The sequence below is a fragment of the Nostoc sp. LEGE 06077 genome (assembly GCF_015207705.1).
Classification (GTDB): Bacteria; Cyanobacteriota; Cyanobacteriia; order Cyanobacteriales; family Nostocaceae; genus Nostoc_B.
Window position 1 is genome coordinate 1 of the sequence record NZ_JADEWI010000102.1, and the last position, 10,911, is coordinate 10,911.

The 10,911-nt window shown below is 41.1% G+C and carries 17 protein-coding genes and 1 pseudogene; 9 read left to right on the forward strand and 9 right to left on the reverse strand.

Annotated elements, in window-relative coordinates:
* Positions 1 to 129 precede the first annotated feature (129 nt).
* The 5 genes from IQ244_RS31435 (at position 130) to IQ244_RS31455 (ending at position 3,086) form a co-directional block, all read left to right on the forward strand.
* Entirely contained in the window at positions 130 to 507 is a 378-nt protein-coding gene (locus tag IQ244_RS31435) for a DUF1257 domain-containing protein (protein WP_228059282.1), read from the forward strand.
* A gap of 3 nt (positions 508 to 510) precedes the next feature.
* Positions 511 to 960 carry a DUF1257 domain-containing protein gene (locus tag IQ244_RS31440; protein ID WP_193900591.1) on the forward strand — a complete coding sequence of 150 codons (450 nt, stop codon included), beginning with the start codon at positions 511 to 513 and terminating at the stop codon, positions 958 to 960.
* Between the two features lie 3 nt (positions 961 to 963).
* Positions 964 to 1,170 carry a DUF2997 domain-containing protein gene (locus IQ244_RS31445; protein ID WP_193900592.1) on the forward strand — a complete coding sequence of 69 codons (207 nt, stop codon included), beginning with the start codon at positions 964 to 966 and terminating at the stop codon, positions 1,168 to 1,170.
* A 109-nt stretch (positions 1,171 to 1,279) separates the two neighbouring features.
* Positions 1,280 to 1,477, forward strand: coding sequence for a hypothetical protein (locus IQ244_RS31450; RefSeq protein WP_228059283.1), 198 nt, complete (start codon positions 1,280 to 1,282; stop codon positions 1,475 to 1,477).
* Positions 1,464 to 3,086: an AAA family ATPase gene (locus IQ244_RS31455; protein WP_193900594.1), complete on the forward strand. Its 1,623-nt coding sequence runs from the start codon at positions 1,464 to 1,466 to the stop codon at positions 3,084 to 3,086. The genes IQ244_RS31450 and IQ244_RS31455 overlap by 14 nt, the downstream gene beginning before the upstream one ends.
* Before the next feature lie 36 nt (positions 3,087 to 3,122).
* On the opposite strand, the gene IQ244_RS31460 is transcribed toward IQ244_RS31455, so the two are convergent.
* Both IQ244_RS31460 and IQ244_RS31465 read right to left on the reverse strand, forming a co-directional pair.
* Positions 3,123 to 3,647 (reverse strand): pentapeptide repeat-containing protein, encoded by a 525-nt coding sequence (locus tag IQ244_RS31460; protein ID WP_193900595.1) that lies wholly within the window; start codon positions 3,645 to 3,647, stop codon positions 3,123 to 3,125.
* Between the two features lie 101 nt (positions 3,648 to 3,748).
* Positions 3,749 to 3,949, reverse strand: a complete 201-nt coding sequence (locus IQ244_RS31465; RefSeq protein WP_193900596.1) for a hypothetical protein — start codon at positions 3,947 to 3,949, stop codon at positions 3,749 to 3,751.
* A gap of 271 nt (positions 3,950 to 4,220) precedes the next feature.
* On the opposite strand from IQ244_RS31465, the gene IQ244_RS31470 reads away from it, so the two are divergent.
* The gene (locus IQ244_RS31470) at positions 4,221 to 4,406 is read left to right on the forward strand and encodes a hypothetical protein (RefSeq protein WP_193900597.1); all 186 of its coding nucleotides are present in this window, start codon (positions 4,221 to 4,223) and stop codon (positions 4,404 to 4,406) included.
* Positions 4,407 to 4,469: 63 nt separating this feature from the next.
* Entirely contained in the window at positions 4,470 to 5,024 is a 555-nt protein-coding gene (locus tag IQ244_RS31475) for a WGR domain-containing protein (RefSeq protein ID WP_193900598.1), read from the forward strand.
* Positions 5,025 to 5,076: 52 nt separating this feature from the next.
* Here IQ244_RS31475 and IQ244_RS31480 read toward each other — a convergent pair whose 3' ends face one another.
* The 4 genes from IQ244_RS31480 to IQ244_RS31495 form a co-directional block, all read right to left on the reverse strand.
* The gene (locus IQ244_RS31480; RefSeq protein ID WP_193900599.1) at positions 5,077 to 6,159 is read right to left on the reverse strand and encodes a serine hydrolase domain-containing protein; all 1,083 of its coding nucleotides are present in this window, start codon (positions 6,157 to 6,159) and stop codon (positions 5,077 to 5,079) included.
* A gap of 66 nt (positions 6,160 to 6,225) precedes the next feature.
* Positions 6,226 to 6,621, reverse strand: a complete 396-nt coding sequence (locus IQ244_RS31485) for an HNH endonuclease (protein ID WP_193900600.1) — start codon at positions 6,619 to 6,621, stop codon at positions 6,226 to 6,228.
* Positions 6,618 to 6,965: a hypothetical protein gene (locus IQ244_RS31490; RefSeq protein ID WP_193900601.1), complete on the reverse strand. Its 348-nt coding sequence runs from the start codon at positions 6,963 to 6,965 to the stop codon at positions 6,618 to 6,620. Before IQ244_RS31490 ends, IQ244_RS31485 begins: the two co-directional genes overlap by 4 nt.
* Before the next feature lie 283 nt (positions 6,966 to 7,248).
* Entirely contained in the window at positions 7,249 to 7,485 is a 237-nt protein-coding gene (locus tag IQ244_RS31495) for a hypothetical protein (RefSeq protein ID WP_193900602.1), read from the reverse strand.
* Between the two features lie 392 nt (positions 7,486 to 7,877).
* On the opposite strand from IQ244_RS31495, the gene IQ244_RS31500 reads away from it, so the two are divergent.
* Positions 7,878 to 8,204, forward strand: coding sequence for an SPFH domain-containing protein (locus tag IQ244_RS31500; RefSeq protein ID WP_228059284.1), 327 nt, complete (start codon positions 7,878 to 7,880; stop codon positions 8,202 to 8,204).
* A gap of 35 nt (positions 8,205 to 8,239) precedes the next feature.
* Here IQ244_RS31500 and IQ244_RS31505 read toward each other — a convergent pair whose 3' ends face one another.
* Positions 8,240 to 9,400 (reverse strand): RNA-guided endonuclease InsQ/TnpB family protein, encoded by a 1,161-nt coding sequence (locus IQ244_RS31505; protein WP_193900603.1) that lies wholly within the window; start codon positions 9,398 to 9,400, stop codon positions 8,240 to 8,242.
* Between the two features lie 51 nt (positions 9,401 to 9,451).
* Between IQ244_RS31505 and tnpA the strand changes: the two genes are divergently transcribed.
* On the forward strand, positions 9,452 to 9,850 hold the full coding sequence (gene tnpA / locus IQ244_RS31510) for an IS200/IS605 family transposase (RefSeq protein ID WP_193900604.1): 399 nt from the start codon (positions 9,452 to 9,454) through the stop codon (positions 9,848 to 9,850).
* A 134-nt stretch (positions 9,851 to 9,984) separates the two neighbouring features.
* Here the strand turns inward: tnpA and IQ244_RS31515 are convergent, their stop codons facing one another.
* Together IQ244_RS31515 and IQ244_RS31520 are read right to left on the reverse strand one after the other, a co-directional pair.
* The gene (locus IQ244_RS31515; protein WP_228059285.1) at positions 9,985 to 10,215 is read right to left on the reverse strand and encodes a TMEM175 family protein; all 231 of its coding nucleotides are present in this window, start codon (positions 10,213 to 10,215) and stop codon (positions 9,985 to 9,987) included.
* 81 nt (positions 10,216 to 10,296) lie between these two features.
* Positions 10,297 to 10,785 (reverse strand): annotated as a pseudogene (locus IQ244_RS31520) (alpha-D-glucose phosphate-specific phosphoglucomutase); the annotation flags it as partial.
* Between the last annotated feature and the right edge of the window lie 126 nt (positions 10,786 to 10,911).

Consider the following 10,911-nt stretch of genomic DNA (forward strand, 5'->3'; position numbering starts at 1 on the left):
CGACCCTTGTGAAATAGCCTTGCCAACCGACTGCTTGGGCTTTTAAACTCTTGCATTGACTTTGAGTTCGTTACATAGTTCTTGCATGAGAAGCTACCATCATCAAGCTCTCAAAGTCAACACCCTACATTGCAACGGTTTGGGTTCTACTCACAAATCCATGATCAGCCAGTACATCTTTATGATTACAGAGGCGACCAGAGAGAACAAACTGCCCACATCGTTGTACCCCGAAACCAAATTAGCAGTCTCAGCAATGATTTAGGTTTTTACTGGAACGGTATTGAGTACGAATGCCTAATTAGCGACTATGACCAGGGCGCAGGTTTAGCAAAAGCAGGTCAAGGACTAGGACGGAATTTCCTGCCCAAGCTGCAACAAGAATATATCAACTTGTACTTGCCCAAACTTGCTACGCAGATGGGTGGTGAAGTAGTGGAAACGAAAACTCATGATTCTGTCACTACTGTTCGCGTCGTTTTACCAACTCAAACTCAAAGGAGATAATAGATGTCTCATTTCTCAACAGTCAAAACTCGTTTAGTCAACCGTGAATGCTTGGTGCAAGCCTTAGAAGATCTGAAACTGCAACCCAAGGTTTATGAAACGCCACAGCCATTAACGGGTTACTACGGGGATTCGCAAGGTCAAAGTGCAGAGATTGTAGTCCCTGGTTACACCATAAAAGCTCGTGCAGATATTGGTTTTAAGTGGGATGCCACCGATAGTGCGTACCAAGTGATACACGACGAATATGAAACAACACCTCGGCTTGGGGAAAACTTCTTCAGCCATCAGTTGATGCAAGCATACGGTAAACGGATGGTACTGGCAAAAGCTGTTGAATTACAAGAGCGATTTGGTGAATGCAGTATTAGTGAAGAAACCAACGGCCAAGTGCAAACCCTACGCCTGACTTTTGCCGGACATCAGGAAGTTCAACAATTCGCACGGAGATAATTTATGGAACGCTCAGTATTAATACATTTTGACAAATCTACTGGTGAAGTGCGAGTTGAGGCGGAAGGTTTTGAAGGTTTGAGTTGTCTGGAAGCGACACAGCCTTTTGAACAAGCTTTGGGGGTTGTGGGCGAACGGGAGTTTAAAGCTGAAGCCCAAACTCAGCAAATACGGACAACTTCAGCGCATCAAACCAGATTAAGACAATAAGGAGAGAAGGGGAAAGCCACAATTACTATGCTTTCCCCCAGCGTTTATGGATTTACCAAAAGAATACCCCTTCATCCACATCTACGCACAGCGCAAGCCAAGACAACCTGTGATCATTAAAGCTAATACAGAAGGCTTGTGCGTGTTACTTAATGCCATCGTCAACGCACTTGCTTATCCCCAGTCCAATGGAATAGCAGAAGTATTTGACGGCGATGCCGAATATTATCAAGTGCTTGTCCAACAAACCAGCACTCATGAAAAACTTGCACCAATACCGTATCAAGAAGAACATGAACCTAAATAACCTATTCAGTACCCTGGATTCACAAATTCCCATTGCGGCATTAGAGGTACTCGCCCCAGAAGAAGCTACGATTATTCAGTGGTTGGCATCTTCCGCACAAGAAAAACTTGAATGCCCAACCTACTTCTGGAACTTGGGAGTCTCTACTCTTGAACAATGCCAAATTGCTGCTGATGGTGGTTTGGTCTTTAAGTCAGTACCAGAGTATAAAAAACCACCACAAGCAGACCCGCTAATATATATTTTCGAGTACATCAATAACTTCACAGGCAATGGCGTATTCATCCTGGGTGATGTGCATCCCTTTATTGGGCGTAACTCACCGCAGTTATCCTGGGAAATCTTGACCAGAGTGAAAAACCTTTACCACAGGTTAAAACCAACCGACAAACGTATCATCTTTCTGGGTCAAAACATCCAACTGCACGAGTCCTTGGTGCGGTTGATTCCGTTTGCAGAAGTGCCACTGCCCACCGTTGAACAAATCCAAGAACATCTTGATTCATACTTGCAGTATTTGGGTGAGGAAGCACAAAAACAACAAGTCAAGTTTAGTGTCTCCTTGACGGCGGCTGAAACCGAAGCACTTGCACGAGCGGCTTTAGGTCTGACACTTGAAGAAATCAGCGACTTTTTACGATTAACAGTTAAAGAGCGTTTGAGCCGCAATGGTATTACTATGGATGCGACTGTGACACCATTAGCTGTTGCGTATAAAACTCGGCTGCTCTCTCAAATGGGTATTGAGTTAGGGAAACCTGCAAGCATACCGTTTGGCGGACTCGACCTATTGCGCGAGTGGTTGAATCGTCGGCGGCGGCTGTTTACGCAAGAGGCAAGAAATCTGCATTTGCCTCAGCCTAAAGGTGTGTTGCTTGTAGGGCCTCCAGGTACAGGTAAAACATTACTTGCAAAGAACATCGCTAATATACTTAATCTACCACTACTTCAACTCGACATTTCATCAATGCTGGGTAGTCTGGTTGGTGAGTCGGAAGGCAATATCCGTAGGGCTTTGAAGACAGCCCAAGTGATCGCTCCATGTGTCCTATGGTTGGACGAAATCGAAAAAGCTTTGTCTGGACAAGGCGACACTAGCGGCGTTTCACAGCGAATCCTGGGGAACATCCTCACATTCATGTCTGAATGTACTGCTGGTGTGTTTGTCGTCGCAACCTGCAATGACCCATCAGCACTACCATCTGAACTCAAAAGGAAAGGCAGATTTGATGAAATGTTTTTCGTCGATCTACCAACCGTTCCCGAACGAGCGCAAATCCTCAGCATTCATCTGCAACGCTTTGGCATCACTATTGAATCGGAGTATCTTGAAGCGATCGCTGTTAACACCGCCCAATTTTCAGGCGCAGAACTTGAAACGCTTGCTGCTGAAGCTGCACTGTTGGCATTCGATGAAGGCAGACCTCAACAGGTGACTTTGGGTGATCTGGAGGCTTGTCGGCAGACGATTACACCACTGGCTGTTCAGGATGCGGCGGCGGTAGAGCGGATGCGAGATTGGGCGAAGACGGCACGGGCGGCATCAACGGCGATCGCTGACCAAACCACCAAATCCTTAAGGACTGCGAAATTTCGGAATTTGAATTGAGGAAGAACGCGATTGCTACGACTATTGCCTAACAAACTACGGTTCTAGAATCGTACCTTCTAAATTAGCCTTATCTAAATTAGCTTGGTTCAAGTTAACGTTGTTTAATTCGGCTTGCCTAAGATCGGCTTGAGTTAGATCTGCTTTTGCCAAATCTGCGTGGCTTAAATCGGCTTCATTTAGAGACACTCCTGTCAGATCAGCTTCTTTGAGTTCAGCTTCACTCAAAGAAGCACCAATCAACTTAGCTATTGTTAAGTCGGCTTGATTTAAATTAGCACCATCTAAGATAGCTTCTTCGAGGATTGCTCCATCTAAAATTGCCCCACTCAAGTTTGCATGACTTAGATTTGCTTGTGTGAGATTTGCACCATTTAAGTCAGCCTCAATCAAGCTGGCTTTGCTAAAATTTACTTGACTTAGCTCTGCGCCATCAAGAATAGCTCCGTCGAGAATTATTTCGCTTAAGTTAGCACCTTCCAAAAATATTTCACTAAGGTTGACTCCTGTAAAATCTCTAATGCCATTTTCGTATTGCGCTAATAATTCATCTGCCTTCATGCTTTTTTCTCCTACGAATGGCTGTTGCTGTCTTTAGTCAAGTAACACAGATTTTTTTAGCAGAGTAGCACTCTACAATCCAATGGTAAGATGGCTTGACGCTACAACAACATTTCACTTCTGGTTACAAACTCGATATCTTGCAAAGGAAGTTGAGCATGAAGGTTCTTACCTTGAAGCGGAAAATGAATTTCAAACTTATCTGAATGACATTGTAAGACTGTTCCTACTAAACCTTTTTGCAATTCATGATCTACGTTGCGTGTCAGTCTCACTATGTCTTTTTCTTGAATATGATTCATAGTTGTGACCTCAAATTATTACTAGTTGAATACGCGATGTTTACATTAAATTGTATTTTGTAAGCATGAATCATTAACTGCGGATTTTACCTCATACCATAGAAGTAAATAAAGTTTTAAATTTTATCTATAGGTGTAACTCAATAGGATGAAAGTGCAGATTTGTTGGGTAAATGCCCAAAAAAATTAATAATTACTTTACCCCTCCAGCAACAAAAATTTTGCTCCGCAGATAGCCATCTGAATCATTAAAAATATCAAGGATAAACTCATGAAAAATCAAGGGTTGCATGATGCGACTGTTCAAGCCCTCACCGATAGAGGATGCCCCGAAGATTTAGCCAAATCAGCAGCTACAGTAGTTGCTAATGATGACGCAACAAAGCCTGATTTGGGACGAACACAACAAGACCAAGAAGTAATTAAATCTGCCTTACCTTATTTACAAAAACAATAGCTCATTTAGGTGAATATTTTTAAATAAAGTATTCACCTCATTATTAATTAAGGACTAAAAATCATGGAAACTTACTTAGTTTATGTCGATGCTGCCAACAACAGTAACAAATTCTGGTCAGCTAAGGTTGAAGATAATAAAGTAACAGTGCAATGGGGTCGAGTCGGCTACAATGCCCAAACTAAAGTTCACTCTTTAACCAGTCAACAACAAGCTATTTTTAAATATTACAATCTCATAGCCGAAAAGAAAGCTAAAGGTTATCAAGAAAGTCAGCCGCAGATGGATTCTAGTTGTTCTGTTGCAGATATTAGGAGAGCATTGCAATTACTGAATAGCCTACGTACTTATGTGGCTAATCACAATTTTAATAACAGTTATCTCCAGACACTTAACGAATACTTAAAAATCGTTCCTACTCCTTTGGGGATGCAAATTGATCCTTACAGAATTTATCAAAGTGTGGTGGATGTTGACCATCAAGTTCAACTGCTCGATTCACTGTTACCATCCGAAGCTGTGGTTGTTGGGCGGAATACTAAAATGGAGAATACCCAAACCCAGACAGTTAGCCTGAAGTCTATTAGTAAGAATTTCTGGCGGGCATTCTCAGAATAATTATGAAAGTAACTACGTTCGTAGTTATAGATTGAGAAATGGCTTACTAAGCTCAAATCTGAAGATCATGAACAGCAATCTCTTTGGTTGATTTAAACAAATCTAAAACCGTAAAAACAATCTCCTCAGCCTTAATGCCTTCTTCTATTGCACACATTGCACAAATTGATATCCCCCCTAATTCAGGAGCGTGAAATGCACTAGCACTATATCCAGGGCCACCGCCGTTGTGGCCTAACACTAATCCCCATTTTGATGCTGGATCTCCCATAAGTCCCAGCCCATAACTAGGCTTTAACCAGGGCAGAGTCGGCTGTTGCGTAGATATATTTGTGCTAGTCTGTGGTGCAATAGGTACAAGTTCTACCATCTGTTTGAGACTTTGTGGTGAGAGTAGACGATTGCTAAACAAACTATTTAAAAACATCACAATCTCAGAAGGTGTTGATGCAATCACACCATGAGACACCCAACCTGGATGATAGTATTGACGGACATCACGAGTCGTTTTATCAACAGCCAATGCACGAGATGTTGCCGGAGCTAGTGAAGAAAGTTCTTCTATCGATTCTGGTACAAAAGTTTGACTTAATCCTAGTGGTTGGATGATGTATTTGAAGATCAGTTCGCGGTAGGAAATGCCACTGACAACTTCGGCAATGCGTTTGAGCAGCATATAGCCAGGGTTGGAGTATGCCCAACTTGTTCCGGGAGTAAAGCACAACCCCTGCTCAAACGTGACTGCCGCAAACTGTTCAAATGTCCAAGGAGTAGACGGATAAGAGCGCACACTATCATGATAAGCTTGCAGTGAACCATAATCAGGGATACCTGCGGTATGGTTGAGAAGTTGGCGAAGGCTAATACAATCGGCTTGAGCAATTTCGGGAAACCAACGCGCTAAAGAATCTTCCAGACTCAACTGTCCATCTTCCTGTAGTAACAGCAACATAGCTGCACTAAATGTTTTGGTAATGCTATATGCCAAGAATATGGGTTCATCAACAGTTGCCGAGTCATACCAAACAGATTCGGGTTGAGTACTTGGATTCAGTGCAACAGCAACACCTGCTATGCCTCTGTTCTGAACCTGGGCGTTAAGTATCTCTAATAGCTGCTTTCTTAGGTCTTTCACCACCTACTTTCACCTCATCATTTCTACCAACGGATTAAATTGGAGGATTTGTTTACAAGCTGCAAATTATTGTAATCTCTGTCTTTCTGCAATTCTTTCTTCGTTATTCATTTGCAATAAATAAACTGTAGTACGTCCTACATCTGTCAATCCTACGATAGTTAGTTTTGAAAAACTGAAGTGTTCAATCCACTGTTGAGTACGCGGGTTAAATAAAAAACTAAAAGCACCTGTTTGTGGATCAAAAGAGCCTAAATCAGTACCTTTGTGGCGATTACAACGCCAGCAAGTAAGTGCCAAATTTTCTGCATCTGTCTTGCCACCATGCTTTTGAGCAATGATGTGGTCGATTTCATGCGGGAAGAACGCTACTTTAGTTGGCAGCAAACAATACTCGCATTTATAATTAGCCCGTTCTTCTACTAAGCGACGCAGCGCAACCGGGATATAACTTAAACTCACGAATCAACGCCTAAATAAGCTAAATTACCAGCTTTAATCATCACCATCAAATGTTCAATCTTTTCGTACTCATCTAATTCTTTTAACTCAATAGGCGTGAGTTCCCCAGCCTTAGAACGTGTTACTAAAGTCCGTAATCGCTCTTGCATCTGTGGTGTCGGTTGAAACTGAGCAATTTGTTCGGGTGTGGGATTGCTGGCTAGAAAGTTCAGAATATATCGATATATCTCTGCGGGGATTGCTGGTTGTTGCAGACTTAAAGCCAGTAGTTCGGGTAGGCGATCGCCAACTTGTGCTAGTTGTTGAGATAATTCTTCTGATACTTCTAGGGTAATTTTTGGCATATACCAGTTGGCTGACTAGTTGGGCTAAGAGCTTTAAAACTAATGTTAGCAATTAAATTACAAATAAAAGCGATCACAAGTACCAGAGCGATTGCAAATAATTTTAGGACATAAGTGCTGTATCGTAAATGGTAAGAATTCAGCACCCAGGAGTCAGAAGCCAGAATTTAGAAATATCTAGAGGATTAGCAAATTAATTCATCAAATATTTCTCCTTATTCTTTAAACCTTCTGATTCCTGAATTCTGCCTCCTGAATACTTACCGTAAATGTACATTTAACTTCACAAAAAATCCTCTTCCTCAATGCGAATGCTATTAATCGCCAATACTGTTTTTGAAATAGGAATTGGTTGCGTATTTCTCTTGTTTCCAACTTTGCTTACTCTGGATAGCCAACTGTCTATTTCTTTACTCCGGGTAATTGGATGTGGTGCTTTATCTTTGGGGGTTTTGAGTTTTTTAATGCTAGATATGACTGATAAAAAAGAACTAAAACCAGGATTAATCGCTTTATCCATTTTTCATAGTCTGGTAGCGATCTCCCAACTTTACAGTTTTGTTGGCAGCATGATTAATACACTTGTAATCATTATACATTCATTGTTTGCCATGTTATTTATTACTGTTTTATGGCAGCGAATTAAATAGGACTTATGCTACTGTCACAAGCAGTAGGTGAAGCTTTGCCCAGCCATACAGTACTTAAAATCAGATTATTATCGGTGCAACTTTATTAATATCTATGGCTTTTAATCTACTAGTAATGACTTAATCTGCCATAGAGATAGAACACAGCCCAAAGCTAATAATCTGGATTTAAGACAATTAAATTTTAACTTAAAGCTACAAATAGTTGCTTCCGAAGTATGATACTGCTTAAGTATGTAACGTCAACATATAATAAAATCTCATGAGCTTTATAGTTACTCTTCTAACTAGCCTGATCGCAATTCTCATTTACCTGAACACAGACAAGATATCCAGCCAAAAATCTCGTTTAGTTGTACGCGGGATAACTATATTAATTGGTAGTGTTGCAATACTACATTCCATTTCTAGGGTTTTGGTTATTGTCCCACCAGGCAATGTCGGCATCGTTAACTTCTTTGGTCAGGTTTCTGAAAACAGTCTTGATTCCGGTGTCCACTTTTTGAATCCTTTTAGCAAAGTGCTGAATTTTTCCATTCGCCTTAAGGATGTGAAGGAAAACATAGATTTGACATACTCACCTGCCTGAAGGCGAGGTGATTCTTGACGCTTCGTTGACAGATGCTAACTGTTGCTAGTCTTACTCCGTCTCTGCGTCCGTTTAGAGTCGTGGCAATGCCCTATCCCGACTTTATTTATATTTTTAGCTGCATTCTCATCTCGGTCGTGTTCAGTTCCACAATTTAAGCATTGAACCGACCGAACCTTTAAATCAAGTTTCCCCCATTTGTAGCCACAATCAGAACAAACTTGGCTTGTTGGTTCCCATCGACTTATAACGTGGAAATCTCGATTAAGTTTCTCAGACTTGCCTTCACACAAAGTTCTAAATTCTCTCCATCCTTGAAGGCTAATAGCTCTAGAAAGTTTACGGTTTTTAACCATTCCTGACACATTCAAATCTTCCAAAACAATAGCTTGATTTTCGCTAACGACTTTGGTGGATAGTTTGTGTAGAAAGTCTTTGCGAGTATCTGCTTTTTTGTTGTGCAGCTTTGCAATTTTAATTCTAGTTCTATTTCTACGCCGTGAGTCTTTTGGTTGACGTGCTAGTTTCTTTTGGAATTTGCGAATTCTCCGGTCTAACTTTGAATAATTAGGACTTTCCGCTTTCTCCCCATTGCTCATAAAAGCAAAAGTTTTTATCCCTAAATCAATACCAATGCTTTGGTTTTTAGCCATAGTCCCCGTCCTTAAGGACGGGGATTCTGGTTCAACTTCTACGACAAAGCTGAGAAAATAGCGGTTAGCACAATCCTTGATGACTGTTACAGAACTAGGTGATGATGGTAATTCTCTAGACCAAATAGGGCTAACGTTGCCAATTTTAGCCAAATAGACCTCATTACCTTTGATTGAAAAACCACCAATTCTGAACCGTGCCGATTGTTGATTGGTTTTCTTTTTAAACTTTGGGCTACCTACTTTCTTCCCTTTGCGTTTCCCTTTTAGAGAGTCGAAAAAGTTCTTATAGGCAATTCCCAAATCTGCGACAGATTGTTGCAATGGGATATTTGAGACTTCGGACAACCAAATACGTTCATCAGTCTTTTTCGCTTGGGTAATTATCAACTTTTGCAAGTCGTTATTACTTGGCAACTTCTCAGACCGCTTACAGAGAGCCAGAGCATCATTCCAAACCACACGGACGCAACCAAACAACTGAGCTAAACTCTGTTGCTGTTGGTCTGTTGGATAGAAACGATACTGACACCTGGCTTTCATGCTTGATGCTATAATTGGTCTATATGTATATTATATATTGGTCTGCATAAAATGACAACTATATTTAGAAGAGAAAGGCACAGTGTTACAGATTTAAAGATACACTTGGTCTGCGTGACGAAATATCGTAAGTCTGTGTTCACATCAGATAGTCTTAATTTGATTGAAAAGTCGTTTAAAGAAGTCGCCGAAAAGATGGACTTTCAAGTAATTGAGTTCAACGGGGAAGGAAATCACGTCCACGCACTGATTGAATATCCACCAAAACTGTCTATTTCTCAAATAGTGAATGCCTTAAAAGGTGTTTCTAGTCGTCGTTATGGGCAAGCTGGATATAAAAAACCACACCAAGAATCTTTGTGGAGTCCTAGTTATTTTGCTATTTCAGTAGGAGGTGTGCCTTTGGAAATTCTTAAGGAATATATCAAGAATCAAGAAAAGCCGTCCTAGAACGACGGGGCTTGTATCCCATTATTTTCGGTAACGCCCAAGGCAAAATTGAATTAATTGCCGACAAATCTTCTGTAAATTTGCAACCATCATTAACTTGTGCGGCTGTTCCCCAAATTTAAGAATGTTATTTTTCATACCTTTACGGGAACGTTAACTTGGTTGACTGCCTGTAGCAGGTGATGGTGGTTATTCCAGTAGATCCCAACGTTGACGAAACTTAAGACATAGCTCAAGAATATTGGCAGCAATGGGCGGAGTGCGGCTATATCACTCCCATGAGGCACTTTTAATTCCAGCACCATGATAGTGATGATAATCGCAATTACACCATCGCTAAAGGCTTCTAATCTCCCTTTCCCCATTGTTTTCCCAGGCTTGTTTTGCTTTGTAAATTACCTTTCTGGTAAGCTCACAGCGTCTAATATCCTTAATTTTTTTACCCATCATGTAATCACAGTTGGCTGTTCTCTACCTATGAAGGTGCGAATTTGAGCAATTTCATCAGCAATTGTAATTAAATCTGCTAGTGCTTGTTGCGGATCGAGGTTTTGTTTAGCCGTATCCGGTTCGTAAGATTCTAGATAAACTCGTAAAGTTGCACCGTGAGTACCCGTACCAGATAGCCGGAAAACAATACGAGAGCCATCAGTAAAGCCGATGTGAATCCCTTGTTTTTGACTAATGCTGCCATCAACTGGGTCGGTGTAGCTAAAGTCATCACTATATTCAACTTCATACTTACCAAATCTTTTTCCTTTCAGGTTTGGTATTTGCGATCGCAGTTGTTCTACTAAGCTGTTGGCTCCCTCGGCATCTACTTCTTCATAATCATGACGAGAATAGTAGTTGCGTCCGTAGGTTTGCCAGTGTTCGCGGACAATCTCTTCTACAGATTGTTGTCTGATTGCCAGAATATTCAGCCAGAATAGCACGGGTGAACGAAAAAAGGTGTGGGGAAGAGCTTAGTTAGCGGATGATATCCGCTAACTAAGCTCTGAGTAAGATAAATTTTAACTTTCATCAGATTTTTGATATCTTGTAGCTTCTTCAACTAGGTC